25 protein-coding genes and 1 tRNA gene are annotated in these 25,752 nt (G+C 67.0%); 14 read left to right on the top strand and 12 right to left on the bottom strand.

The window, feature by feature from the left end:
- The first annotated feature begins 9 nt into the window (after positions 1–9).
- A tRNA-Ala gene (locus ACZ46K_RS15460) sits at positions 10–82 on the top strand.
- 79 nt (positions 83–161) lie between these two features.
- Here ACZ46K_RS15460 and ACZ46K_RS15465 read toward each other — a convergent pair.
- Positions 162–1,091, bottom strand: coding sequence for an SDR family NAD(P)-dependent oxidoreductase (locus ACZ46K_RS15465; RefSeq protein ID WP_464749119.1), 930 nt, complete (start codon positions 1,089–1,091; stop codon positions 162–164).
- Between the two features lie 145 nt (positions 1,092–1,236).
- Here ACZ46K_RS15465 and ACZ46K_RS15470 point away from each other — a divergent pair, with 145 nt between their 5' ends.
- Positions 1,237–2,172, top strand: a complete 936-nt coding sequence (locus ACZ46K_RS15470; RefSeq protein WP_464749332.1) for a cupin domain-containing protein — start codon at positions 1,237–1,239, stop codon at positions 2,170–2,172.
- Here the strand turns inward: ACZ46K_RS15470 and ACZ46K_RS15475 are convergent.
- A complete protein-coding gene (locus ACZ46K_RS15475) occupies positions 2,114–3,016 on the bottom strand; it encodes a LysR family transcriptional regulator (RefSeq protein WP_054807363.1) in 903 nt (300 codons plus the stop codon). The two genes, ACZ46K_RS15470 and ACZ46K_RS15475, sit on opposite strands and share 59 nt — an antisense overlap.
- A gap of 70 nt (positions 3,017–3,086) precedes the next feature.
- Here ACZ46K_RS15475 and ACZ46K_RS15480 point away from each other — a divergent pair, with 70 nt between their 5' ends.
- Positions 3,087–3,452, top strand: a complete 366-nt coding sequence (locus tag ACZ46K_RS15480) for a YybH family protein (RefSeq protein ID WP_464749121.1) — start codon at positions 3,087–3,089, stop codon at positions 3,450–3,452.
- On the opposite strand, the gene ACZ46K_RS15485 is transcribed toward ACZ46K_RS15480, so the two are convergent.
- The gene (locus ACZ46K_RS15485; RefSeq protein ID WP_054807364.1) at positions 3,431–4,957 is read right to left on the bottom strand and encodes an AMP-dependent synthetase/ligase; all 1,527 of its coding nucleotides are present in this window, start codon (positions 4,955–4,957) and stop codon (positions 3,431–3,433) included. The genes ACZ46K_RS15480 and ACZ46K_RS15485 overlap by 22 nt on opposite strands.
- A 63-nt stretch (positions 4,958–5,020) precedes the next feature.
- On the opposite strand from ACZ46K_RS15485, the gene ACZ46K_RS15490 reads away from it, so the two are divergent.
- Positions 5,021–6,298 (top strand): helix-turn-helix transcriptional regulator, encoded by a 1,278-nt coding sequence (locus ACZ46K_RS15490; RefSeq protein WP_464749123.1) that lies wholly within the window; start codon positions 5,021–5,023, stop codon positions 6,296–6,298.
- A 39-nt stretch (positions 6,299–6,337) separates the two neighbouring features.
- On the opposite strand, the gene ACZ46K_RS15495 is transcribed toward ACZ46K_RS15490, so the two are convergent.
- Entirely contained in the window at positions 6,338–8,113 is a 1,776-nt protein-coding gene (locus ACZ46K_RS15495) for a cutinase family protein (protein WP_464749126.1), read from the bottom strand.
- Positions 8,114–8,422: 309 nt separating this feature from the next.
- Between ACZ46K_RS15495 and ACZ46K_RS15500 the strand changes: the two genes are divergently transcribed.
- From ACZ46K_RS15500 to ACZ46K_RS15510, 3 genes are all read left to right on the top strand, one after another.
- Positions 8,423–9,508 (top strand): S-(hydroxymethyl)mycothiol dehydrogenase, encoded by a 1,086-nt coding sequence (locus ACZ46K_RS15500; protein WP_054807493.1) that lies wholly within the window; start codon positions 8,423–8,425, stop codon positions 9,506–9,508.
- Entirely contained in the window at positions 9,505–10,143 is a 639-nt protein-coding gene (locus ACZ46K_RS15505; protein ID WP_464749129.1) for an MBL fold metallo-hydrolase, read from the top strand. The genes ACZ46K_RS15500 and ACZ46K_RS15505 overlap by 4 nt, the downstream gene beginning before the upstream one ends.
- A 132-nt stretch (positions 10,144–10,275) precedes the next feature.
- Positions 10,276–11,298: a CobW family GTP-binding protein gene (locus ACZ46K_RS15510; protein ID WP_464749131.1), complete on the top strand. Its 1,023-nt coding sequence runs from the start codon at positions 10,276–10,278 to the stop codon at positions 11,296–11,298.
- 75 nt (positions 11,299–11,373) lie between these two features.
- On the opposite strand, the gene ACZ46K_RS15515 is transcribed toward ACZ46K_RS15510, so the two are convergent.
- From ACZ46K_RS15515 to ACZ46K_RS15530, 4 genes are all read right to left on the bottom strand, one after another.
- Complete coding sequence (locus tag ACZ46K_RS15515) at positions 11,374–12,813, bottom strand: DEAD/DEAH box helicase (RefSeq protein ID WP_464749133.1); 1,440 nt, start codon at positions 12,811–12,813, stop codon at positions 11,374–11,376.
- A 284-nt stretch (positions 12,814–13,097) separates the two neighbouring features.
- Positions 13,098–13,514 (bottom strand): molybdenum cofactor biosynthesis protein MoaE, encoded by a 417-nt coding sequence (locus tag ACZ46K_RS15520; protein ID WP_464749135.1) that lies wholly within the window; start codon positions 13,512–13,514, stop codon positions 13,098–13,100.
- A complete protein-coding gene (gene moaCB / locus ACZ46K_RS15525; RefSeq protein ID WP_464749137.1) occupies positions 13,507–14,493 on the bottom strand; it encodes a bifunctional molybdenum cofactor biosynthesis protein MoaC/MoaB in 987 nt (328 codons plus the stop codon). Before moaCB ends, ACZ46K_RS15520 begins: the two co-directional genes overlap by 8 nt.
- The gene (locus ACZ46K_RS15530; protein ID WP_464749139.1) at positions 14,490–15,683 is read right to left on the bottom strand and encodes a molybdopterin molybdotransferase MoeA; all 1,194 of its coding nucleotides are present in this window, start codon (positions 15,681–15,683) and stop codon (positions 14,490–14,492) included. Before ACZ46K_RS15530 ends, moaCB begins: the two co-directional genes overlap by 4 nt.
- Before the next feature lie 88 nt (positions 15,684–15,771).
- On the opposite strand from ACZ46K_RS15530, the gene moaA reads away from it, so the two are divergent.
- Together moaA and ACZ46K_RS15540 are read left to right on the top strand one after the other, a co-directional pair.
- Positions 15,772–16,830, top strand: a complete 1,059-nt coding sequence (moaA, locus tag ACZ46K_RS15535) for a GTP 3',8-cyclase MoaA (protein WP_464749141.1) — start codon at positions 15,772–15,774, stop codon at positions 16,828–16,830.
- The gene (locus ACZ46K_RS15540; RefSeq protein WP_464749143.1) at positions 16,778–17,098 is read left to right on the top strand and encodes a MoaD/ThiS family protein; all 321 of its coding nucleotides are present in this window, start codon (positions 16,778–16,780) and stop codon (positions 17,096–17,098) included. The genes moaA and ACZ46K_RS15540 overlap by 53 nt, the downstream gene beginning before the upstream one ends.
- 3 nt (positions 17,099–17,101) lie before the next feature.
- Here the strand turns inward: ACZ46K_RS15540 and nadE are convergent, their stop codons facing one another.
- The gene (gene nadE / locus ACZ46K_RS15545) at positions 17,102–17,941 is read right to left on the bottom strand and encodes an ammonia-dependent NAD(+) synthetase (protein ID WP_054810626.1); all 840 of its coding nucleotides are present in this window, start codon (positions 17,939–17,941) and stop codon (positions 17,102–17,104) included.
- Positions 17,942–18,070: 129 nt separating this feature from the next.
- On the opposite strand from nadE, the gene ACZ46K_RS15550 reads away from it, so the two are divergent.
- Complete coding sequence (locus ACZ46K_RS15550) at positions 18,071–18,619, top strand: nucleosidase (RefSeq protein ID WP_054807393.1); 549 nt, start codon at positions 18,071–18,073, stop codon at positions 18,617–18,619.
- A 29-nt stretch (positions 18,620–18,648) separates the two neighbouring features.
- Here the strand turns inward: ACZ46K_RS15550 and ACZ46K_RS15555 are convergent, their stop codons facing one another.
- Together ACZ46K_RS15555 and ACZ46K_RS15560 are read right to left on the bottom strand one after the other, a co-directional pair.
- The gene (locus ACZ46K_RS15555; protein ID WP_464749146.1) at positions 18,649–19,443 is read right to left on the bottom strand and encodes an META domain-containing protein; all 795 of its coding nucleotides are present in this window, start codon (positions 19,441–19,443) and stop codon (positions 18,649–18,651) included.
- A gap of 35 nt (positions 19,444–19,478) precedes the next feature.
- Positions 19,479–20,084, bottom strand: coding sequence for a TetR/AcrR family transcriptional regulator (locus ACZ46K_RS15560; RefSeq protein WP_464749334.1), 606 nt, complete (start codon positions 20,082–20,084; stop codon positions 19,479–19,481).
- Between the two features lie 107 nt (positions 20,085–20,191).
- Between ACZ46K_RS15560 and ACZ46K_RS15565 the strand changes: the two genes are divergently transcribed.
- A complete protein-coding gene (locus ACZ46K_RS15565) occupies positions 20,192–20,755 on the top strand; it encodes an NAD(P)H-dependent oxidoreductase (protein ID WP_464749147.1) in 564 nt (187 codons plus the stop codon).
- A 104-nt stretch (positions 20,756–20,859) separates the two neighbouring features.
- Here the strand turns inward: ACZ46K_RS15565 and fepB are convergent, their stop codons facing one another.
- On the bottom strand, positions 20,860–21,894 hold the full coding sequence (gene fepB, locus ACZ46K_RS15570; RefSeq protein ID WP_464749148.1) for a Fe2+-enterobactin ABC transporter substrate-binding protein: 1,035 nt from the start codon (positions 21,892–21,894) through the stop codon (positions 20,860–20,862).
- Positions 21,895–22,077: 183 nt separating this feature from the next.
- On the opposite strand from fepB, the gene ACZ46K_RS15575 reads away from it, so the two are divergent.
- From ACZ46K_RS15575 to ACZ46K_RS15585, 3 genes are read left to right on the top strand one after another with little or no spacing between them, the layout of a single operon-like run.
- Positions 22,078–22,656, top strand: a complete 579-nt coding sequence (locus ACZ46K_RS15575) for a 2Fe-2S iron-sulfur cluster-binding protein (protein ID WP_054806938.1) — start codon at positions 22,078–22,080, stop codon at positions 22,654–22,656.
- A complete protein-coding gene (locus ACZ46K_RS15580) occupies positions 22,653–23,654 on the top strand; it encodes an FAD binding domain-containing protein (protein WP_464749149.1) in 1,002 nt (333 codons plus the stop codon). The genes ACZ46K_RS15575 and ACZ46K_RS15580 overlap by 4 nt, the downstream gene beginning before the upstream one ends.
- Positions 23,651–25,741 (top strand): xanthine dehydrogenase family protein molybdopterin-binding subunit, encoded by a 2,091-nt coding sequence (locus tag ACZ46K_RS15585; RefSeq protein WP_464749150.1) that lies wholly within the window; start codon positions 23,651–23,653, stop codon positions 25,739–25,741. The genes ACZ46K_RS15580 and ACZ46K_RS15585 overlap by 4 nt, the downstream gene beginning before the upstream one ends.
- Positions 25,742–25,752: the final 11 nt, after the last annotated feature.

Here is a 25,752-nt window from a genome sequence, read left to right on the forward strand (position 1 = left end):
ATGAAATATGGGGCTATGGCGCAGCTGGTAGCGCACCACACTGGCAGTGTGGGGGTCAGGGGTTCGAGTCCCCTTAGCTCCACCGAAAAGACCGGGTCAGACATCGTCTGTCCCGGTCTTTTTTGTTCTGGATGTTCTGGTCGGCGCTCCGTCGACAGGGGCTATCGGCTGTTGACGTCGCCGGCATTCCGAGCGACGGACAACCCCACCATCTGCGCAGTGTCATTCCACAACGCGGCTGCCACGTCGTCCCTGCGCGCGAGTGTGGATGGATCCGGGAACGTCAGACGCCCGTTGCGCAGCGCCGCGTAACAGCGGCCGGGTGGAGGAGTCGTGCCGCCGGAGACCAGCGATGCCAGGGCTGTTCCCGCCGCGACGCGTGTGTTCATCGTGCGGTCGAACCACCGGAGTGGAGCGCCGAGGACCGTCCCGAACACCGACCATGCGATACGTCGTGGCAGGGGAAGGCTTCGAACCAACCCGGTGCCGAAGACCTGCCCGGGGTCGTACGCCAGCGCCGTGACATGCCGGGCGCGGAGGTCGGGATGTACGCGCAGCGATCGGACGGTGAGTACATTGCACAGCTTCGACGCGCTGTAGGCATGCTGTCCGGCCCGTTGCGGTGCCGGGTGTCGCGCGGGGTCTCGGTCCGGGTGCGCGAGCAGGTCGGCGTCGGCGTGCCGCGGCGCCTCCAACCCGGTGCGGACGGCCGGGTCGTGTGTTCCACTCGTGGTGATCACGATGCGGGCTTCCTCTACCAATGAAGGCATCAACAGGCGCACCAGCAGATAGTGCGCGAGATGGTTGACGGCGAAGGTCGTTTCTATGTCGTCGACGGTGCGCATAGCGTCGGACGGGAGTATCGACCCGGCGTTGAGTGCGAGTACGTCGATACCGGTGTCACCGATGCGCCGTTGAATCGCCTCGGCGAATGCTCGGACCGAGTCGAGGCACGCGAGATCCACCGGAATGAAGTCCGGCGATGCCGTGCGTGCGCCGATGAGCAGATGCACGTCCGGTTCGCGGGACAGCTGATCGACCGCGACCGCTCCGAATCCCGCACTACCGCCCGTCATCACGATGGTGGTCATAGGATCTCCCCGGTCCGGTGGTAGGTCGTTTGCATGACCAGTCAACGTCGCCTACCGCCAGCGATCCATACCTGCGACTCTCGTACCGATATGCGCGCGTCCACGAGTCGACAGGCTCGGCGTCTACGCTGGTCACATCGACCTTCTGACCGATCTCCTCGACGGGGTCCGGGCCCGCGGTGCGGTGCTCTATCGGGCCGGGATGGACCGTGGCTGGTCGATCCGCATCGCCGACGGCGCGCCGCTGATGCTCGTCGCGGTGATCGAAGGTCACATGTGGGTGCTCATCGACGACGCCGAGCCGGTAAGAGTCGGGCCCGGCGACGTCGCGATCGTCAGCGAGCGGTCGCCGTACACGGTGGCCGATGAGCCGGGGATCGCTCCGCAACTCGTCGCGCTGCCCGGCGACCGCTACACCACACCCGACGGTGTCGATGTCACCGACGAGTTGCAGACCGGCCGGCGAACGGCATCGGCGACACCGGACGCGGATGCGACGATCGTCGTCTACGGCACCTACCAGGTCGCACGGGACGTCGACGACAGGTTGCTCGCGGCTCTCCCGGACGTGCTGGTGGTGCCCACCGCCGAGGTCCCGGATTGGGTGGTGAGTCGACTCTCGGACGAGGTCGTTCGGGATGTGGCGGGCCAGCAACTGGTGCTCGACCGGCTGCTCGATCTGACGCTCACTGTCGTATTGCGAACCTGGTGTGCCCGGGCGGGCGGACCGGTGCCAGGGTGGCGGCGGGCGCAGGCAGACCCGATCGTCGGACGGGCGTTGACGCTGATCCATGAGCATCTTGCCCACCCGTGGACGGTCGCGGATCTCGCTGCCGAAGCGGGTGTGTCCCGCGCGTGGTTCGCACGCCGCTTCACCGAACTGGTCGGCGAATCTCCGATCCGGTATCTCACACAGCGTCGCATTGCCCTCGCTGAAGATCGGTTGCGCTGCAGCGACTCCACGATCGCAGGAATCGCCCGTGAGGTCGGCTACGCCGACGCGTTCTCCTTCAGCGACGCGTTCACGCGAATTGCCGGTGTCCGGCCGTCGGACTACCGAAGGCGTGCCGTAGATGGGTGAGCAGGACACCCAGCGCCGGAGTCGGCGGAACCGACCAGATCAGCGACAACGTCGCTGGGATGTCGACGTCGTCGATCGCCGCGATCGAGAGTCCCGCGCGCGGCGACACCATCGATTCGCTCAGGATTGCCACGCCGAGCCCCCGGGCGGCGAGATCGACGACCGCATCGGGCGCACTCGCCTGTATCGCCATCGCCGGGTCGATGCCGCGAGCGCGGCATGAAATATCGAGGACCGATCGGATGCCGGTACCGATGGGCAGGCACACCAGCGGGTGGGACGTGGCCTCGGCGAGCCCGATGCCCGGCCGCCGCGCCAGCGGATGCTCGTCGGGTACTACCGCGACGAGCCGGTCTTGGACCAGGAGGATCGACTCGAGGTCGTCGGGAGGGCCGTACGCCGTGCCGACGAGCGCAACATCCATCTCGCGTGACCGCACTCGCTCGACGAGGCGATCGGACGAGTCCTCCAGCAGGGCGATCTCGACGCGGGGATGGGCGCGGTGGAACAGCGACAGTGCGTCGAACAGGGGCGTCACCGTGCACGCGGTGACCATTCCGACAGCCAGCTCGCCTCGGATCACCGTCGAGACCTCATCGACCGCAGTCCTTACCGACTTCGCGGAATTCAGTGCTGCCCTGGCATGTTCGAGCGCGGCCTTGCCTGCCGTAGTGAGGGTGGCGGTACGCGCGGAACGCTCGAACAGCGGGGCGCCCAGTTCGCCTTCGAGCTGCCGGATCTGCGCGCTCACGCCGGACTGGCTGATGTGCACCCGCTCGGCGGCGCGGGTGAAGTTGCGTTCCTCCGCGACCGCGACGAAGTACTCGAGCTGCCTCAGTTCCATAACCAGAGATTCTAGTTCTGATAAGAACAATCTGTTGGACTTCTCGATTGGTGTGCTCGACGCTGGAGGTATGACACACGAGATGCACTACGAGAAGGCTTACCGCCCGGAGGACCTCACCCGTTTCTTCGTCGAGCGGTCGAACGCGGGCGACGCGGACGGCGTGGCAGCGCTCTACGACGAGAACGCAGTGATGGCGTATCCGCCAGGACAGACGACCGTCGGGCGAGCTGCAATCCGGGACCTGTGGGCTGCGGTCCTCGCGAACCGGCCACGATTCGAACCTGAAGAGCCACTTCCGACACTGGTCAGCGACGATATTGCGCTCACGAGCACGCCTCCCGGCGACGGTGCAGGGGCGCGAGCCCAGGTGGTGCGGCGACAACCGGACGGCAGCTGGCTACGCCTGCTCGATCAACCGGAATTCCGGAACTGACCGCGCTCGTACAGACCGGAGACGACCGCGGCGTACCGTGCGAGCACCCGGTCGCGGATCGGCCTCCCGGCCTCGTCCCGGTCCTGCGCATCCAACGGTGTGCGGATCACCGCGAACCGACGGACCTTTTCCCAGTGGTTCAGGGTCGAATTCAGTCGGCCGAGGACGGCATCCACCGCGGGATCTGAGAGTGCGGTGAACACGAGTCCCACACAGTACGGGCGTAATTCGCCATCGACGACGAGTTCGATACCCGGCCGTAGTGCGCGAAATCGTTGGGAGATCGCACCCGGGCACACGTACTTTCCGGTGCTGGTCTTGAAGACTTCCTTTCTACGTCCGGTGACCGTGACGAACCCGTCCGCATCGACGCGCGCGAGATCGCCTGTGTGAAACCAGCCTTCGGTGTCGATCGCCGCGGCGGTCTCCGCCGGGTCGTGGTCGTATCCGATCATGACCCCCGGGCTTCGAATGAGCAGTTCTCCGGCTTCACTGATGCCGATCCGTGTTCCGGGCAAGGGAACACCGACGGTACCCACGCGCCGCATCCCAGGAAGGTTCGCGCATGCGGGTCCGGCGGTCTCGGTGATCCCGTAGCACTCGAGGACAGGCACCCCGCGGCGATCGAAGATCTCGATCACGTCGCTGCTCAACCGTGCAGAACCCGAGATCACGAAACGCAGTCGACCCAGATCCTTGTCGTCGAGGGCGCAGACCTTGGTGAGTACGTGCGGAACCGATCCGAGAAACGTCGGCCGGGTGGCCCGCAGATTGTCGGTCACGCGGTCTGCGCGGCCGTCCACTGCGGTGGGGAAGCCGACGTGGATCCCCAGTAGCAGCAATGCACGACCGAACACGTGCGCGAGGGGGAGCCACAGTAGCTGGCGATCGGCGGGGGAGACGATGCCGGTCTGTGCCACCGCGGCCGCGCCGTAGGTCGCGGCGCGGTGGGTCAGACACGCTCCCTTCGTCCGACCGTCGTCGCACGCCGTATAGATCAGCCACGCCGGATCGTCCGCGGTCTGGGCCTCGATCCGGCGTGACACCGCTTCGGGGTCCGACGCCAGCAGGGCTCGGCCTTCCGCGGCGAGATCGTCGAGCCGATCGAGTCGTTGAACGGGACTGCTGAGAACCGGCCGGTCGGCGATCGTGAGCACAACCCCGGCTCGGTGGATCTGTGTGCGGGCCTCGTCGTCCCGGGTGGCCGGATAGATCGGGACCGTGACAGCCCCGGCGCACGCGATAGCGAGATCGGCAAGGATCGCGCGGTAGCTCGTGGCGGCGCACATCGCGACCCGTGCTCCGGTGACGACACCGCGGGCGATCAACCCCGCTGCCAGCGGCATGACGGCGGCGTATACCTCCGACCATGTGACGGGGTGCCATCCGTCGTGATCCGGGTACGTGTAGGCCTCTGCGTCGGGAGTGCGACGCACTCGGTCGAGGAGCAGGTGCGGCACGGTGCCGGGCTCGCCGTCGGTGCTCGGAGCGATTCCGGCGCCCATACCCGAACACCTCCTACCGCGACAGGGGATGAATGGGATGATACCGGCCGATATCGTGGGTCCGTGAGTACTGCACCGCCTCGTCCCGACATCCTGATCACCGACACGAGGGACGTGCTGGTGGGTCCGTTGACCGAGATCGGTCAGCGCTTCTCGGTATTGATCGATGCCCTCGTTCCGCACAGCGCACTCGTCGTGTTCACACGGGAATGCACCGGGCGGCCGCGCAAGGTGGCGGGCGATCCCACAATCGTCGATCGGGTCACGATTGCGGAGCTCGACCGTATTCGCATCGAACTGACGGCAGGAGAGATCCGGCGCGGTCCCGCACGGGTTGCGGGGCGAGACCGGGACGTGTGCGTGATGCTGGATCGCACCGACACACTTCTCGTTCTGGTACCACGCGGGGCGCGAGCCTCCGCCGCGTCTCTCGAGCTCGTGCGGTCGCTGTTCACGATCGTCGCGACCGGCATCCAGCTTCAGGTGCACAGCGCGAGCCCCGCGTACCTTGCGGAATCGAGGGCAGCGTCCGCGGAGCGTGCACGTACCGTCGCCGAACTCACGGAAGCGCATGCGGTCACCTTGGAAACGATCCTGGCGACCTTGCGTTCGAACGATCTCGACGACGCCCGTGCCCGCACCACGGCACGCGAGACCGCGACAGGGGCGTTGATCGCACTGCGCTCGGCGGTCGACGCGCACCGGGAGCTGGCCGAAGAGGCGGTCACGACAGCGTTCGCCCGGATGCACGGCGAAGTGCGCTCTCTCGTCCGCCACCGCGACCTCGAATTGGAGATGGTGGCCCCACCTCTCCACGGACGAGCGCTGCCCGGCGAGGTCGCGCACGCCGCCCGCGCGCTGGCCCGCGGAGCAGTCCTGGCGATGTCGGCGCAGAGCGAGGTCACGCGTATCCGGGTCGCGTGGAGCTGCGACGGTGCGCAACTCGGCGTCGATATACGTGACGACGGGAGAGGGGAGGTCGACGCGGCCGAACTCGAACGTCAGCTACGCGACCGGGTCGAAACCATGGGCGGCACCATCGAATCCGAATCGACGGACGGATGGGGGTGCCGCGTGAGCGCGACACTGCCACTGGACCTTCCGGTCCTCGCCACCGGCGGCGCTGCGGCCGATGCCCTGGCCGGTCTCGGCGCTCGCGAGATCGAGGTACTCGAACACCTCGTCGCGGGACGGCGTAATCGGGTGATTGCAGAACGCTTGGGGGTCAGCGAATCCACGATCAAGTTCCACGTCGCGAGCCTCATGAGAAAACTCGACGTCAGTACCCGCGGCGAGGCAGCGGCACTCGGTGCGGAGGCCGGTGTCAAAGCCGCGGGCTGACGTCGAGTTCGTCACTCGGCGCTTTCTTCGGATCGCAGCTCAGGCCGCTGCGGGTTGCTGCGGAGCCGTGGTGGTCGTCGGCTTCGGCGCCTTGGTCGTCGTCGTAGTGGAGCCCGAGACCTGCTGCTCGGGCGAGGTCACGCTGCCGTCGCCGGCCGGCGGAGCGGGCGTCGTCGTGGGCGCCGGGGTCAGCTCGGGTGCCGGGATGTCGAGTCCCTCCGCCGGTGCGGTCGCACCGGGAGCAGGCACGGCGAGCGGATCCACCGGTGCTGTGCCGTCGACAGGCACTGTGCCCTGGACCGGCGCGGGGACCCCGGCTTCCGGCAACGGTGCGGTGCCCTCGGTCGAGATGGTGCCTTCGGTGGCGCCTGTCGCGGGAACCTCGGTCGACGATGTGGTGGCCGTGGTCGTCGTGGTCTCGGCCGCGAGAACCTCGTCGTGTGCGATACCGAGCTTCGCGGTGTTCGGGTCGACGTCGGTCTTCACGGGCTCACCGTTCTTCGCCTGCTCGGCGAGGTGGGTCAGCCATGCAGCCGCGTACTCGGCGGAGGTCAACGGCTTGCCTTCACCGTTGTCGCGCCAGTAGTCGAAATGGTGCCCGGTGTCGGGACCGAGGGTCTGCTGATACGGATCGCTCAGCGCCACCTGGAGAGTGTTCTGGTTGTCCTCGATGAAACCGACCACCTCCTTGAACAGCTTCTCCGGCAGGTATGCCAGGTTCGCGAGACGGTCGGCCGGGATGGGCTCCTCGGTGTCGCCTGCTGAAACATTCTTCACCGCAGGGTCGTTCGGAACGTACGCCGGATCCGACACCTTGATCAGCACGTCGAGGAACGTCTCGTCCGATCGCATCCACTCGTCGTTCGACGAGATGTCCGCGAGGGCCGCGAGGGCCACCCCGCTGAGCACCTGGGCAACGTTCATACCGGTTTCCGGTGTGAGGCCGTCACGCTGCATGGCATCGATGTTGAGCTGACGTCCGACGTTGATCGCAAGCTGCAGGAGCGCGATGTTCTCGGGCGCCGAGCACGTCAGGTCGCCTTCGGAGCAGAACGACGCGACCTTTCCGTCGAGTGCACCGAAACCGCCGCCGGTGTCGGGCAGCGCACCGCTTCCGGAGGCGCTGTCCTTCCCGTCCTGATACACCTGGTCGAATCCGTCCGGATTGCCGTACTCGTTCTCAGCACCCGGGAATGGTCCCTCACCCGCGCCGCGGCCGGCGTCGGCGAGGATCACGACGCCGACCACGGAATCGGGATCGATGATGTCGTACGAGCCGTCGTCGTTCGGTTTCTGGTTGCCGATCTCCTGAGCGGCCCGCCGAGCGACGTCCGCGCCCTGGCTGTAGCCGACGATGGCGAACTTCGTGTCGGGGCACGAGACCTGAATGGCCTGGATGATCGTCTTGGTGTTCTCGACGCCGCCGTTGACGGCTTCCTCGTAGGAGTCCATGTGTGCCGGGTAGTCGACGTAGACCGCCGCGTAGGACTCGTCGCCCACAGTGTTCCGCGGTGCGTTGACGACCGGGTCGACCCAGTGGCTGTGGTAGTCGTCCGACAGCGCTGCCGGCAGTACGGTTCCGTCCGGCGTGACCAGCATCTTGCTCTGGTCGCGCGGCGCGTCGCCTCTGCCACCGAGTGAGATGGTCACCATGTCGTAGCAGTCCTGCGTCGACGCGACGAGTGCCGGATCGGCAGTGGTAGGCACGGTCGGCTGGGCCACAGCGACCGCGACGATGGCCGCGACGCCGAGCGTGACAGGAGCCAGTACGCCGGCGAGGATCCGGCGTCGGGACGACGAGTTATGAGTTGCCATGGGCAATTACCATTCCGTTCACACCATTCGGAAAATCCGGGCGGGAATTACGAGCGGGTCACCACACACGTCGCAGGAACTTACTGCCGCGTTACATATCGATGATTGTTCGCAGAAAATGGTGGGCAGAACATTCGGGGTGTATGACGTCGTCGAAGGTTTCGGCCGGTGATCGGGCGCCGGTCGTCGGGCTGGTCGTTCGGACAGGTCGGTCCAGTACTTCGAACAGGTTCGGAGAGTCGCGGCGGTGGATAGGGTCGTGGGGGAGACCGATCAGGGTTCCGCCACAGTCACGAAGGAGACATCACCATGTCGCAGACAGTCCGGGGAGTTGTTGCACGCGCGAAGGGTGCTCCCGTCGAGGTCGTGCCCATCGTCATTCCGGATCCGGGACCGGGTGAGGTCGTCGTCGCGATCGCCGCGTGCGGCGTGTGCCACACCGACCTGCACTACCGCGAGGGCGGGATCAACGACGAGTTCCCGTTCCTGCTCGGTCACGAAGCGGCCGGCGTCGTCGAATCCGTCGGCGCGGGTGTCGACTCGGTGAATGTGGGCGACTTCGTCGTCCTGAACTGGCGCGCGGTGTGCGGTCAGTGTCGCGCCTGCAAGCGTGGCCAACCGCAGTATTGTTTCTCGACGTTCAACGCCACCCAGAAGATGACCCTCGAGGACGGCACCGAACTGTCGCCCGCGCTGGGCATCGGCGCGTTCGCCGACAAGACGCTGGTCCACGCGGGTCAGTGCACCAAGGTGGACCCGACCGCCGATCCCGCGGTCGTGGGACTGCTCGGCTGCGGTGTGATGGCCGGACTGGGTGCCGCAGTGAACACCGGCGGAATCACGCGCGGCCAGTCCGTCGCAGTGATCGGCTGCGGCGGTGTCGGCGACGCCGCGATCATGGGTGCACGGCTCGCGGGTGCCGGCACGATCATCGCCGTCGACCGCGACGACAAGAAGCTCGCGTGGGCCACCGACCTCGGTGCCACCCACGTGATCAACTCGACCAGTGTCGACCCGGTAGAGCGAATCCAGGAGATCACCGGCGGCTTCGGCGCCGATGTCGTCATCGACGCGGTCGGCCGCCCCGAAACCTACAAACAGGCGTTCTACGCCCGCGACCTCGCAGGTACGGTTGTCCTCGTCGGTGTGCCGACCCCCGACATGACCCTCGAACTGCCGCTGATCGACTTCTTCTCGCACGGCGGGTCGCTCAAGAGTTCCTGGTACGGCGACTGCCTGCCCGAGCGCGACTTCCCGACCTACGTCGATCTCTACCAGCAGGGTCGTCTTCCGCTCGAGAAGTTCGTCACCGAGCGCATCGGCATCGACGACGTCGAGAAGGCGTTCGACACGATGCACCGCGGTGAAGTTCTGCGTTCGGTGGTGGTGTTGTGAGCGCCACGAGCCCCATCAGGGTCGATCGGGTCGTCACGTCGGGTGTGTTCGCGCTCGACGGCGGCGAATGGGACGTCGACAACAACATCTGGCTCGTCGGCAACGACGACGAGGTAGTGGTGATCGACGCCGCGCACACCGCGCAGCCGATCATCGACGCCGTCGGCAACCGCCGGGTCGTGGCGATCGTGTGCACGCACGCGCACAACGACCACATCACGGTGGCGCCCGAGCTGTCCGAGAAGCTCGACGCGCCGATCCTGCTGAACCCGGCCGACAACATGCTGTGGGAAGCCACTCACCCGGGGGTCGCGCACGGCACGCTCGAGGACGGCGACCGAATCAAGGTTGCAGGTACGGACATCCAGGCGATCGCGACGCCCGGCCATTCGCCGGGCTCGACCTGCCTGTACGTGCCGGAGGCCGGGGAGCTGTTCACCGGCGACACCCTGTTCTCGGGTGGGCCCGGCGCGACCGGACGCTCGTTCTCGGACTTCCCGACGATCATCGGGTCGATCCGCGACAAACTGTTCGTCCTGCCGGCGGAGACGACCGTGCACACCGGGCACGGCGACGGCACCACCCTCGGTACCGAATCGCCGCATCTCGAGGAGTGGATCAAGAGAGGTAGCTGACACCCCGGTGCACGGTTCCGGTAGCACCCGCTACCGGAACCGCGCACCGGTGCGTCGAGGGCGGGTGCCACGGCCGCTGCGAGCACGTCCTAGCATGGGTTGCCCAGGTGAACGACCGTCGAGGAGGAGCATGTGGCGAAACGGAAGATTCCGGTCGTCGTTGTTGCCGGCTTCCTCGGGTCGGGAAAGACCACGTTGCTCAACCACCTGTTGCGCAACACACGTGGCGCTCGTATCGGGGTGATAGTCAACGACTTCGGTTCGGTCAACATCGACTCGATGATGGTCGCGGGCCAGGTCGACTCCATGGTGTCCCTCAGCAACGGATGCCTGTGCTGCGCGGTCGACGTCAGCGACATGGACGCGATGCTCGACAAACTCGCGCACTCGAAATCCGAACTCGACGTCATCGTCGTCGAAGCGAGCGGGCTGGCCGAACCGCGCAACATGATCCGGCTCGTCGTGAGCTCGGAGAACGAGCACATCACCTACGGCGGACTGGTGCTCGTCGTCGACGCATACGAGTACGACACGACGCGGGAGCGGCATCCCGAACTCGACCAGCACGTCGCGATGGCCGATCTGATTCTGCTCAACAAGACCGATCGCGTCGACACCGACACCCACGACGACCTGCTCGGTCGCCTGTGCGGACTCAATGCACGCGCGGCGGTGGTCTCGACCGATCACGGTCGGGTCGACCCAGGTCTGCTGTTCGATTTCCCCGAGCGCGCCGAGCCGCAGCCGGGCGAACAGCTGACCCTCGACGACCTGCTGCGCGACCACGACGAGCACGACCATCGGCACCTGCATGACGGGTACGACTCGATCACGTTCGAAAGCGACGCACCACTGCATCCGCGCGCGCTCGTGGATCTTCTGGAGAATCAGCCCGCAGGAGTCTTCCGGATCAAGGGCTATGTGACAGTCGCCGCGGGACTGCGCTCGACGAGATATCTGTTGCAGACGGTCGGCGATCACATCCGATTCGAACCACCCGGTCGCGGCGACGACGCTCCGGGTACCACCCGGCTCGTCGTCATCGGCGCCGATCTGGATTCGGACGCCGTGCGCGAGCAGCTGGATCGGTGCGTGGCGGGTGAACCGGTGTCGGCGGACGCGATGTACGCCGTCCACCGGTTCACGCCACGCTGAAGAACTCTCCTACGTGGGTGCCTGACCAACGTGCAGCGGAGCTGCGGTGTCTGACGTGCAGCGGAGCTGCGGTGTCTAACGCGCAGCGGAGCTGCGGCGCGGTGCCCGACGCTGGCCGCCGCCTGCAGCGCCCTGACCGGCAGTGGTACGACGACCACCCGTGCTGCCCTGGCGTGCGGCGGAACCGGTGCGCGCACCCGAGCCCTGCCTGCCCGAACCGCCTTGGCGTGCTCCGCTTTCGCTGCGCACACCGGTGCCCTGGCGGGATCCGCCGGTGCGGCGTGCACCATTGGAACGCGCCGGCCGGTTCGTCCCGGTCGATGCAGCCTGCTTCGGAACCGGCGGCACGTGCGGTGCGATCTCGCCGACGAGCGCGAGGACATGCTCGGAGCTGGCGGTGGACTTCAGCGGAGTGACGTTGATCGATGCCTTGCGCATGATCGCCGCGAGGTCCTTGCGCTGCTCCGGGAGAACGAGGGTCACTACATCGCCGGCGCTGCCCGCGCGCGCCGTCCGTCCGGACCGGTGCAGGTAGGCCTTGTGCTCGGCGGGCGGATCCACGTGCACGACCAGCTGCACGTCGTCGACGTGCACACCGCGGGCCGCGACATCGGTTGCGACAAGCACGCGTGCCTCGCCGGACGAGAATGCCGCGAGGTTCCGATCGCGTGCGTTCTGCGAAAGGTTGCCGTGCAGATCCACCGCAGGGATCCCGGAATCGGTGAGCTGCTTGGCGAGCTTGCGGGCCTGATGCTTGGTGCGCATGAACAGGATTCGACGCCCCGTACCCGAAGCGAGGGCGCGGACGAGGTCCTTCTTCGCGTCGACACCGGCGACGTCGAACACGTGGTGGGTCATCGCGGCGACGGGAGAATTGGCCTCGTCGACCGAGTGGAGAATCGGGTTGGTCAAGAACTTCTTGACGAGCTTGTCGACACCGTTGTCCAGCGTCGCCGAGAACAGCAGCCGCTGTCCGCCCTTGGCAGTCGCATTGAGGATGCGGGTGACGCCGGGGAGGAATCCGAGGTCGGCCATGTGATCGGCCTCGTCGAGCACGGTGAGCTCGACTGAATCGAGGTTGACGAAGCCCTGACGCATCAGGTCTTCGAGGCGGCCCGGGCAGGCGATGACGATGTCGACGCCGCGTCGCAGGGCCTCGACCTGACGGTTCTGGGACACGCCACCGAAGATGGTAGTGACCCGCAGACCCGAGGTGTGAGCGAGGGGCTCGACCACAGCGGCGATCTGGGTTGCGAGTTCGCGGGTGGGAGCGAGCACGAGGCCACGGGGACGCCCGGCAGCCCGCGTCGAACCTCCGGAGAGGCGAGCGGTGAGCGGAATGGAGAACGCGAGGGTCTTGCCGCTACCGGTCCGGCCGCGGCCGAGGACGTCGCGACCTGCGAGGGAGTCGGGAAGGGTGTCTTCCTGGATGGGGAACGGGCTGGTGATGCCCGAGTCGCTCAGTGCGGCGACGAGAGGACGGGGAACCCCGAGATCGGAAAAGGATGTGGTCATAGAACAGCGCTGCCTTTCACTGCGGCGTGTGTGCACGCACACGGGAGGGATCCCGAGATGGTGCGGTGTGATCGCCGCGAGGAAAGCCGATGCTTGTTCTTGCTTGCGGGCCGGGCACGATCCCGGGCCGCCGGTATCCCACGACGGTGGGTGTCGTCGTGACACCCGAACTGGACCAGCTTACCCCACGCGTCGCCGAACCAGCGTCCCCGCATGTGAGCGAAGGGCACCGTCGCCGCGTCCGAGGCGGCGACGGTGCCCTTCGCTCGGAAGGGGAGGGAGGGTCAGCAGACCCCGACCCACTCGGAGATGCCGTCGGCGAACTGCTGCCGTTTCCAAATGGGCACTTCATGTTTGATGCGTTCGACGAGTTCGGCACACGTCGCGAACGCCTCCGCTCGGTGCGGTGCGGCGACCGCCGCGACGATCGCGAGATCGCCGATGGTGAGTTCGCCCACCCGGTGGACCGCCGCGACCGGAAGACCGGATTCCGTGGCCACCTCCTCGCAGACGCGCCGCAGGAACGACTCGGCGTCCGGGTGCGACTTGTACTCGAGCGCCGTCACTGCCTGGCCGCCGTCGTGGTTGCGCACCGCGCCGGTGAACACCACCACCGCGCCGTGCTCGGGCCCGGCGACTGCGGCGTCCACCGCGGCAGGATCCAACGGCTCCGACGAAATTCTTGCCAACAGGTCACTCATGGGCTCCGCCTCCGGATACTTGCGCCAACAGATGATCGAGGATGGGGTCGAGTGCGGCGAGCCCGTCCTTGACTCCGCCCGGCGACCCGGGCAGGTTCACCACGACGGTGGATCCGGCGAGGCCGGCGACTCCGCGGGAGAGCACGGCGTGCGGTGTGACGTCGAGGCCGCGCCGTCGGATGGAGTCGGCGACACCGGGCAGCTCGCGGTCGAGGACCGCGAGTGTGGCTTCGGGCGTGGAGTCGGTGGGGGACGCTCCGGTGCCGCCGGTGGTGATGATCAGGGAGGGGCCGCCGGTGAGGGCGTCGGCCAGGCCCGAGGCGATCTGCGCATCGGCGTAGATCAGCGGTCCCCGTACGGTGAACTCCCGCTCAGTGAGCCACTTCTCGATCGTCGGGCCGGTCTTGTCGTCGCGGGTACCTGCGGCCACGCCGGTGGAGGACACCACGACGACGGCGGATCGTGCCGCCGCCGGTTCGGCTACAGACGCATCGGATTGCTCGGGTGCGTCGTCACGGAACCACCGCCCCCGCTTGCCGCCTTCCTTCGACACCAGCCGTACACCGTTGAGTACCGCCGCGGGATCGACGGCCTTGACCATGTCGTGCAGGGTGAGTCCGGCGACGGCCACCGCGGTGAGTGCTTCCATCTCGACCCCGGTGGGGCCGGTGGTCTTCGCGACGGCCTCGATCGTGATCGTGGTGTCGGTGAAACCGAAGGTGACCTTCACCGTCGACAGGGCAAGTTGGTGGCACAGTGGGATGAGTTCCCATGTGCGCTTGGCGGCACCGATTCCCGCGATGCGGGCGGTGGCCAGCACGTCTGCCTTCGGCATGTCGTCGGCGCGGACGAGTGCGATCACCTCGGCGGTGGTCGCCAGTTCACCTGCGGCGACGGCGACTCGATGGGTGTCGCTCTTCGCCGAGACATCGACCATGCGAGCGCGGCCCTGATCGTCGAGGTGGCTCAATTCGCTCACAGTGGAAGTACTTTCACGAGATCTCCGGATTCGAGGGTGGTGATGTCGGGGTCGATGTCGAGGAGCGCATCGGCGGTGGCCAGGCCCGCGACGAGATGGGATCCGTGCCCGGGAAGCGGTAGCACACCGTCGCCGTCGAGACGGGCCCTCAGGAACTGACGACGGCCCGGGATGGACTCGAGCCCGGTCGTCAGCGGTCGTGTGCCCGAGGCGATTACCGGAAGGCCCGCGATCTCGCGAAGCAGCGGACGGGCGAACACCTCGAACGAGACGAGTGCGCTCACAGGGTTGCCCGGGAAGGTCAGGATCGGCACGCCGTCGACGACGGCGGTGCCCTGCGGTCCGCCGGGTTGCATCGCCACCGACACGAACGTGCCGCCGCGGGGTTCGAGGCTGTCCTTGACGACCTCGAAGTCGCCCTTCGAGACACCACCGGATGTGAAGACGACATCGGCGACGGCCACGGCGTGGGCGATCATGTCCGCGAACTGCTCGGGATCGTCCTCGCAGTGCGCGATCGAGGCGACCTCGGCGCCGTTCGCAGCGGCGCTGGCCGCAAGAGCGGGACCGTTCGAGTTGTAGATCTTCCCGGGCCCGAGTTCTTCGCCGGGGGTGACGAGCTCACTTCCGGTGGAGATCACCGCGACGCGGGGCCGGCCGCGAACGAGAACGTCGGTCAGGCCCACCGCGGCGAGGACCGAGATGTGCCGGGCCGCCAGGACGGTGCCTGCGGTGAGCAGAAGCTCGCCGGCGTGCACATCGCTGCCTGCTTCGCGCACATACGTGCCGGATGTGGTCGTGCGATGCACGATGACGGTACTCGCGGCCTCGTCGGTCTCTGTGTCCTCGACCGGAACGACCGCATCCGCGCCGTCGGGGATCGGGGCCCCGGTCATGATCTTGAGAGCGGCACCCGCGGTCAGGGTGGAGACGGCGTCGCCGGCGGCGATCACAGCATGCACGGGCAGGGTCGCAGGCACCGTGGCCACCGACGCGGCATCGACGGCGTAACCGTCCATCTGGGAGTTACGGAACGGAGGGAGTGAAATCGGTGCGTGGACCGGCTCGGCAAGTGTTCGGTCCAGCGCGCGTGCGAGCGGTACCCGGACAGAAGGTATCGACCGTAGCGGCTCGAGAAGCTTCGCTACGTGCTGTGCATGTTCCTCCACGGACCGCCTGCCGCCTGTCATGGCGACTACCGTACCGGTGCCCTTCTGGGGCATTCGTATCGCCGGGCGCGTTCGATAGGCATACTGGCGACATGAGGGCGGTGATTCTGTGACAGCAGTGGATGTGGGAATGCCGTCCGTGCGCGCGGAGACGGACGACGTGTCGGATCGTCCCGATGTGCCCGACCTGCTCGACCGGTTCGGGCGCGTCGCCCGGGACCTGCGCGTCTCCATCACCGAGAAATGCTCACTGCGCTGCACCTATTGCATGCCCGAAGAAGGCCTGCCCGCCATCCCCCGCGAGCAACTGCTCACCACCGCAGAAATCGTGCGGCTGGTCGGAGTCGCCACCGGCAGGCTCGGCGTACAGGAAGTGCGGTTCACCGGCGGCGAACCCCTGATGCGCCGCGACCTCGAAGACATCATCGCGGGCTGCCACCGCATCGCACCCGACGTACCCTTGGCGCTGACCAGCAACGCCGTCGGACTCGCCCACCGCGCCCACGGCCTCCGCGACGCCGGACTGACACGAATCAACATCTCCCTCGACACCGTCGACCGCGACCACTTCGCCCGGCTGACCCGCCGCGACCGCCTCGACTCGGTCCTCGCCGGCATCCGCGCCGCCAAGACCGTCGGATTCACCCGGGTCAAGGTCAACGCCGTGCTCATGCCCGAAACCCTCGACGGTGCCGCCGACCTGCTGCAGTGGTGCCTCGACGAAGGCGTCGAACTGCGGTTCATCGAAGAGATGCCCCTCGACGCCGACGGTGAGTGGGCCCGCGCGAACATGGTCACCGCCCAGCGTCTGCTCGAGGTGCTCGGTGCCCGGTTCACGCTCACCGAAGCGCCCCGGGAGGATCCGTCGGCGCCGGCGGAGCGGTGGTCCGTCGACGGGGGTCCCGCGACCGTGGGGATCATCGCCTCGGTCACCCGGTCGTTCTGTTCGGACTGCGACCGCACCCGCCTGACCGCGGAGGGCACCGTCCGGTCGTGCCTGTTCAGCGATCGGGAGACCGATCTGCGGGCGGCGGTGCGCGGTGGTGCGACCGATGAGGAGCTTGCCGCGTTGTGGCGCGGTGCGATGTGGAACAAGTGGGCCGGACACGGCATCGATGCGGCGGATTTCGTGCCGCCGGAACGCAGTATGGGAGCTATCGGTGGTTGATCAGGTGACCGGGATCGAGGTGCGGTACTTCGCGGCAGCAGCCGACGCCGCGGGACGTGAGAAGGAGACGGTCGACCTCGCTGTCGGCTCCGACCTGGCAGCACTGCGCGCGGCTCTGATCGAGCGGCACGGCGCCGACATGGAGCGGGTCCTGTCGGTCGCCGCGTACCTCGTCGAACCGGGAGCGGGGGGTGGCGAACTCACCCGCGATCTGACCTACCCGGCGGGGGCGAAGGTGGACGTCTTGCCGCCCTTCGCCGGCGGGTAGCGCTCAGCGCCACCAGGTGTCGTACGGAGTGACCGGCACGGTCCGCTTGTGCCTCGTCGCGAGGAATACGCGCTCGACCTTCTCTGCCACCTCCGGGGTGATGTCCTTGCCCTCGAGGTAGTCGTCGATCTCGGCGTAGGTCATGCCGAGTGCGACCTCGTCGGGCAGGGCCGGCCGATCGTCCTCGAGGTCTGCGGTCGGAATCTTCTTCCACGTCGTGTCCGGCGCACCCAGTTCGCGTAGGAGCGCCGCGCCCTGTCGCTTTGTCAGACCGGTGAGCGGGGTGATGTCGACGCCGCCGTCCCCGAACTTGGTGAAGAAGCCGGTGACGGCTTCTGCCGCGTGATCTGTGCCGACCACCAGGTAGCCGAGCTGGCCCGCGATGGCGTATTGCAGCATCATCCGCTCGCGGGCTTTGATGTTGCCGCGGACGAAATCACGGAGTCCCGTCTCGGGTCCGAGGAGTTCTCGGATGCCCTCTGCAGCTTCGGTGGCCGTCGCGTCGGCACCGGGCTTGACGTTGACGCGGAACTCGCGGTCGGGCCTGATGAAGTCGAGCGCGATCCGCGCATCGTGTTCGTCGGCCTGTTCACCGTAGGGGAGACGGACGGCGACGAACTCGGCCTCGTGCCCGTCGGCGCGCAGTGCCTCCGCCGCGAGCTGCACGAGGCGACCCGCCAGGGTGCTGTCCTGCCCTCCGCTGATTCCGAGCACGAAGCCCTTTGCTGGGGTGCTGCGCAGGTAATCCGTGAGAAACCGCACGCGCGCGTCGATTTCGGCCCGCGCGTCGAGGGTGGGCCGGACTCCGAGTTCATCGATGATGCGATCGCGAAGATTCTCCATGCGGGAACTCTAGCGGGAACTCTAGCGGGCACGTCGCCCGCGTGCGACGCGCCGCGATACGGTGCGGGAACTGGTTGTCGCTGCACCGAGTGGTGCGAGGACGACCCATCGGACCGGGAAGGGCAGCACGTGAACGGGATTCTCGTCGTATCCGCAACGAAGGCCGAAGCGGCGCATGTGCCCGATCGGTACGACGTCCTCATCACCGGCATCGGGAAGGTCACAGCCGCCGTGACAGTCACCGCGGCGCTCGCGCGCTTCCCCGAAGACGCACGGCCGCTCGTCGTCAACATCGGCACGGCGGGTGCGCTGCACGGTCATCACGGAGGCCTGTACGTGCCGTCGACAGTGATCAATCACGACATCAGCAGCAAGGTGCTGCGCAGCCTGGGACATCCGGTCGAGGACGAACTCTCGGTCGCTGGCGGCGACGGCAGCGTCCTCGCGACCGGCGACACGTTCGTCTCCGACGCCGAGGTTCGAGACGCGTTGGCCGCGCGGGCCGATCTCGTCGACATGGAGGGTTTCGCGATCGCCCACGCCGCCGCCCACATGGGAGCGGGGGTCCGGCTGGTCAAGTACGTGAGCGACCATGCCGACGACACCGCGATGGACTGGCCGAAGCAGATCGACGCCGCGGCCCGGGCACTCGCGCAGTGGCTCGAGGAGCGGTACTGACCGGGCCGACGGCCTGACGTGCCCGGTAGCTATCGTGCCCGGTAGCCCAGACCGTCGACTCCGTTCGACGCCGTGAGTGTCATCTCCGTCCCGTCGAGGACATAGCCTGTCTCACCCGAGAGGACCGCGAGGACATGGTTTTCGATCTCGGTGAGTTCGGGGTCGGTGCACGCGACGCGGGTGGTCGCCAGCGGGCCGAACGCGAGGGTGCCGTCGCCGACCTGGGCGGTTCCGGTGAAGCGGTTGCATCCGGTGCTGCCCGAGACCTGTCCGTTGTCGGTGACGACCAGGGTCGGAGCGGCGGTCTCGAGCGCGACCGACGACATGACCGCGTCGGCGGTGCGCATGGTTGTGACGACCCATTCGGTTCCGGTGATCGGCCGGTCGGGGTCGGCGACCTTCTTGTCGGTCAGGGAGACGGTGGTCTCACTGCCCGTGAGGGTGAGCACGTCGCCCTCGAGGCTCCACTGCGGTGAACCCGCGAGTAGGGTGCTGAGCCATCCATCGGCTCCATCTGCAGGCGGTGGACACGCCATCATCGTGCTTGCGAGATTCGGGGCACTCAGGGTGCCGTCTGCGAGGTCGATCCCGCCGGCGAAGCGGTTGCAGCCCGCGGTCGCGGCGAGACGGCCGGTCTCGGGGAACTCCACGACGAGCGGCCCGCCGCCGGGAATCGCGTCGCCGGTCACCTCGGTCGAGATGAACGTACGACCGGTGAGGTCGTCGGCCGAGCCGGAGTCGGAGGGGGCGGATGCGCCGGTGCTGCATGCGGAGACAGCGACTGCCACGGAACACAGTGCGAGGACGCCGAGGATGCGAGTCATCCGCTCACGCTACGTGGAGCGTTCTGCACTCGGGTTCATGTGGAGTACTCCGTGCTCGGAATGCTGTCGCCGGTGACGACCCGATGAGCGAGGTCGGCCCAGTTGTCGGCGAGTTCTTTCAGCGAATGGCCGAGCTCGTGCCACTGGTACAGGATCAAGCCGGGGTCGAGTGCTGCCAACAGTGAGTGGGCGAGCAGGCCGGACCGGGTGCCCATCCCGATCGTGCGCAGGAGCATCTCGAGGTGGATCAGCGAGACCTGCCTGGGAGCGTTGCCGTGGCGGGTCTCGACGGAGCTCTCCGCCGCGCGGAGCAGTTCGCCCTGGACTTCGACGAGTTCGATGCGTGCCCGGCCGAATGCGATCAGCCGCGCGATCGGCTCGGCGTCGGGCCCGAGCGGGGGAGGACCGTACATGCAGGCGTACTGGAATGCGGACTCGCTGTGATCGAGGAGTGCGGCCATGAGTCCCGCCCGTGAGCCGAAGCGACGGAACACCGTTCCCTTGCCGACGCCGGCGCGCGCTGCGAGGGCGTCCATGGTCACCGCGTCGGGTCCGCGTTCGGCGACGAGCAGCGCGGCGGCGTCGAGGAGGCGCTGTCGGTTGCGGGCGGCGTCGCACCGTTCGGTGCTTTCGCCGGCCATGGGTAGCGGGGTGTTCACAAGGTCACACTTTATCCGACCCGGAATGGAATCGGACCGCAGTCCGGTTATGCTCGTCGTAGTTGTTCCCAGACTCTAAGGATCCGATCATGGCCCAGACCCGAGTACTCGCCCTCGTGGGCAGCCTGCGCAGCGCCGCCGTGACCCGTCAGCTCGCAGAGACCGCCGTCGCGGTGTCTCCCGACGATGTAGAGGTCACCGTCTACGAGGGGCTCGCAGACGTCCCGTTCTACAACGAAGATCTCGACGGCGAGACCGTCCCCGCCGCCGCTGCCGCTCTGCGTGATGCTGCTGCCGACGCCGATGCGTTCCTGCTCGTCACGCCCGAGTACAACGGCACCCTGTCCGCTGTGCTGAAGAACGCCATCGACTGGCTCTCCCGCCCGTACGGTGTGGGTGCCCTGAGCGGCAAGCCGGTCGCTATCGTGGGCCAGTCGCCGAGCAAGAACGCCGGCAAGTGGGCGCTCGAGGATGCAACCAAGGTTGTGGGTATCGCCGGCGGCAAGGTCGTCGAGGGTGGGTCGCTCACCGTCGGAGAGACCTTCGGCAAGTTCGGTGAGGCCCACGCCAAGGAGCACGCCGAGACCGCGGAGCAGATCGCTGCTGTCGTGACCGCTCTCGTCGACGCGAAGGCGGCTCTCGCCAGCGCCTGATCACGATCGTCGCATGCGAACGGGGCCGGAAACCGCTGAGGTTTCCGGCCCCGCCGTGTGTTTCGCGACAGATATCGGAGACGTTCGCGACCGGGTGTCGGGGATCAGCCGAGCGCGTCGACGATGCGGTCGACGACGTTGTTCGCGCTGTAGTAGTCGAGACGGAAGCTGTCGTAGCCGAGCGCGTGGACAGCGTCGTTCTGGACCGACTTCGTGTTGGCCAGCGTCGGATCGGTCTTCAAGCGGTCGGCGTCCTCCGGTAGGGCGTTGATGATGAAGGTGGTTCCGCCGGTCAGCGCCAGCGGCAGGTTCTCGGTCGCCACGGCGATGATGTCCGAGCGCCCGGCAGCGGCCGCTCCTGCCGTTTCGGGAACGGACGCGATCTCGAAGCCCAGCCGTGTGGCGAGACGGCCCTGGGCGGACTCGTCTGTGAAGATCCGGGAATCCTCGGGCGAATTGTAGGTGAGGATGCTCACCGTATTGTCCTCGGCGAGTGCGGGTGCGATCGTGTTCTTCGCTTCGTCGACCTTGCTGTCGAACTCTTCGAGAAGTTCGGCCGCGCGGTCCTCTGCGCCGACCGCCTCGGCCATCTGCGTGGTCAGATCCTGCCACGACTTGTCCGAGTAGTCGTAGACGAGGGTCGGTGCGATCTGGGAGAGAAGTTGGACCTGATCGAGGGTGGAATCTGCGCCGCTGGACGAGACGACGATGAGATCCGGTGCCGCGGCGGTGATCGCCTCGAGGTTCGGCTCGCCCTGGTAGAGGACCTCTACGTCGCGCTCGGCTGCGACATCTGCCCACTGTGTGAACAGACCGTCCCCGTCGGTCACGGTGCTCGGAGGCTGCGCGGCGGTGCCGTACAACGGCGCATCCAGGGCAAGCAGGGTGCCCGTGAGAGTGACGCTCGTCGATACGATCCGCTCGGGCTGGGCATCGAGAGTGACGGGGCCATCGGCTGTCTCCACGGTGCGAGGCCATTCACCGCTCGACTCGCTCGAGTCGGTGGCCGGCGTCGACGCATCGTCGTTCGACCCGTTGTCGGACGAGCACGCCGTCATGGTGACTCCGAGTGCCAGGGCGCCGACGGCCGCCACCAGGCGCGCGCCGCGGGTGCGGCGGCGATGCATTGTTGTGGACAAGATCTTCCTCCTGCGTGGTGATGCCGAGGCGGCATCGTCAAGCGATCTTACGGTTAGGGCAGCATGTCCTAAGTTGCGGGGTGGATGCGGTGGCCCGACATTCGCGATTCCGCCCGAGAACGATTGGATCGGGTCGCCGACGGGAATGCTGGGGGCACAGCCCACCGTTCGGAGGTTTCACCCATGGCAACGGAAAACGCGTCGACCTCTGTCGTGAACGAATACGAGCGCGACATAGTGCTCCATGTCGATGGTGCACAACGCCGGGTCACAGTCGATGTACGCACCACTGTTCTCGACGCTCTTCGCGACCGCCTCGATGTCACCGCCCCGAAGAAGGGATGCGATCACGGTCAGTGCGGGTCGTGCACCGTGCTGCTCGACGGTCGCCGCGTCACCACATGCCTCGCTCTCGCGGTCTCGTATGACGGGGCCCATATCGTCACCGCCGCCGGACTGTCCTCGGATGACGAATTGCATCCACTCCAGCAGCAGTTCATCGAGGACGATGCGTTCCAATGCGGATACTGCACACCTGGCCAGATCTGTTCCGCAGTGGGGATGCTCGACGAGGTTGCGCACGGAGATCCCAGTTACGTCACCGAGGATCTAGAAGCGACCGTTGCTCTCGACGGCGACGAGATCCGCGAACGAATGAGCGGCAATCTGTGCCGGTGCGGGGCGTATCCGAACATCGTTGCGGCGATTTCCGAGTTCGCGGGCAGGGACACCGGCGTATCGACCGGAAGGCTCGAGGGATGAAGTCGTTGCGCTACGAGCGGGCCGCCGACTCAGCCGGCGCGGTCGCGCTCGTCCATGACAATCCGCACGCGGTCTTCCTTGCCGGAGGGACCAATCTCGTCGACAATCTGAAGCTCGGCGTCGAGACGCCGGACCTGCTGGTCGACATCTCGCACTTGCCGCTCGACGACATCGTCGATGCCGCGGACGGCGGTGTCCGGATCGGTGCCAATGTGCGCAACAGCGACCTTGCCGCGCACCCCGTTGTGCGTCGCCGGTATCCGATGCTGTCCCGTGCGCTGCTCTCGGGTGCGTCGCCGCAACTGCGGAACTCGGCAACCACCGGAGGGAACCTCCTCCAGCGCACCCGATGTGTGTATTTCCGAGACGTATCGACTCCGTGCAACAAGCGTGAACCGGGCAGCGGGTGTTCGGCTCTCGGTGGGTACACCCGGTATCACGCGCTGTTCGGTGCGTCCGATGCATGTGTCGCCACGCACCCGTCCGATATGGCTGTGGCCTTGCTCGCCCTCGACGCGGAAGTCGTTGTTCTCGGACCGGAAGGTGAACGGAGCATCCCGATCGAGGAGTTGTACCGCCTGCCAGGGGACACACCCGAACTCGACACCGACCTCGCGCGCGAGGATCTCATCGTGGGCGTCCACATTCCTCCACCGCAGGGCAGCGCGTCGACCTATCGCAAGGTCCGAGATCGCGCCGCGTTCGCATTCGCCCTGGTGTCGGTAGCGGGAGAACTGACCGTGACCGACGGTGCGATCCGCGGGTGCAGGCTCGCGTTCGGCGGAGTCGCCCACCGTCCGTGGCGGGCGCATCGTGCCGAGGACGCGCTGTTGGGGCACCACCCGAGTGATCCGGTGTTCGCCACAGCAGCGGACGCCGAGTTGGCCCACGCGCAACCACTCGACGGCAATGCCTTCAAGGTGGTGCTGCTCCGGCGCACCGTCGTCGCGGTGTTGCGAGAGCTTTCCGACCGGATTTCTCGTGAGGAGCCTGCATGAACCACATCGAGGACCGTGCCATCGGTACGTCGACCGCAAGGCTGGACGGACCTGGAAAGGTGACGGGAACTGCGCCGTACGCATACGAACACCGTGTAGCGGATCCGGTGTATCTCGTTCCCGCGACTGCGACGATCGCACGCGGCGCGGTTCGGAACATCGACACGGCAGCGGCACTGGCCGTCCCCGGTGTGCTCGAGGTACTCACTCCCTTCGATGCTCCGCGTCTGACAGCGGAAGCGGAGGGAGAGTATGTGGTCCTCCAGAGCCCGGAGGTCGCGTATCGGGGGCAGATCGTTGCCGCTGTGATCGCGGAGACGCCCGAAGCGGCCCGGCAGGCGTGCGATCAGTTGGCGATCGAGTACGACCGGCAACCGCACGACGCCGGATTCCGGGACGATCACCCCGCGATGTATGCACCGGAGAAGGTCAACGGCGGCTACCCGGCCGACAGCGAGCGGGGAAACGTCGACGCCGCCTTCGATGCTGCCGATGTGGTTGTGGACGAGTGGTACTCGACTCCCGAGGAGCACAACAACCCGCTCGAACCGCACACTGTGGTGGCACTGTGGGAGCACGACGAGTTGACGCTCTACGACTCGACTCAGCATCCGCACGGCGTGGTCGAGGCGCTCGCGCCGGTCCTCGGGATCGACCCCTCGAAGATCCGCGTGATCTGCCCGTACATCGGCGGAGGGTTCGGATCCAAGGGTGCGCCTCATGCGCACGACGTGCTCGCCGCCATGGCTGCCCGGACGCTACCCGGGCGCGCGGTGAAGTTCGCCGTCTCGCGGCAGGACATGTTCGGCTACGTCGGCTATCGCGCGCCGACCGCATCGCATGTACGCATCGCCGCCGACCGCGACGGGACCATCAGGGGACTGATCCACGAGGCATACACGCAGTCGTCGCACGTCTCGGAGTTCGTCGAGCAGGCCGCGGTGTCGTCCCGAAACCTGTATCGGGTACCGAACCTGAGGTCTACGCACCGCGCGGTGGCGTTGGACGTACCTGCGCCGTTCTGGATGCGCGCGCCCGGAGAAGCTCCGGGTATGTACGCCGGAGAAGTTGCGATGGACGAACTCGCAGAGGCCTGCGGGATCGATCCGATCGAGTTGCGGCTCCGCAACGAACCCGACGTGGATCCGGAGACGGGGAAGCCGTGGTCGTCCCGGAGACTGGTCGAATGCCTCCGTGAAGGTGCACGACGGTTCGGCTGGGACGCGCACGATCGCACGCCGGGGCTCCGGCGTCACGGTCGGTGGCTGATCGGGACCGGCGTCGCGGTCGCCACATATCCGCACATGGTCAATCCCGGTTCGGAGGCGACGATCCGGCACGACGGAGCCGGCCGTTTCACCGTGCAGATCGGTGCCGCAGACCTCGGCACAGGTGCATGGACTGCACTGACCCTCATCGCCGCGGATGCACTCGGGTGCGGCGTCGACGACGTGCGCGTCGAGATCGGCGACAGCGCGCTGCCCAATGCGACGGTCGCAGGCGGTTCGTCGGGTACCTCGTCGTGGGGTACCGCGATCATGACCGCGGCGGAGCAGTTCCGGAAACGATTCGGCGACAGTCCCGAGGCAGGCGCGGAAACGACTGCGGCTGCAGGCGAGAATCGGGAGCTCGAACACTACCGCGCACAGTCGTACGGCGCGCATTTCGCGGAGGTCGGCGTCGATGCCGATACCGGTGAGATCCGGGTGCCCAGGATGCTGGGAATATTCTCGGTGGGGAGGGTGATCAATCCACGCACTGCCCGCTCGCAGTTCATCGGTGGGATGTGCTTCGGGATCTCCATGGCGCTGTTCGAGGAGAGCATTCGCGACGGCCGTTTCGGACACGTCGTCAATCACGATCTGGCCGACTATCACGTGTCCACGCACGCCGACGTCGGCAACGTCGACGCCGCATGGCTGGACGAGGACGATATGCGGGCCACTCCGACGGGATCACGTGGTGTCGGTGAGATCGGCATCGTCGGCAGCGCGGCGGCTGTTGTCAACGCGCTGTGGCATGCGACGGGAGTCCGGGTGAGGAACCTTCCGGCGCACCTGGAGGATGTGTCCGGCGCGCTGCCCTGATCGTTCCGTGA

It is taken from the genome of Rhodococcus sp. JCM 9793 (assembly GCF_055380405.1).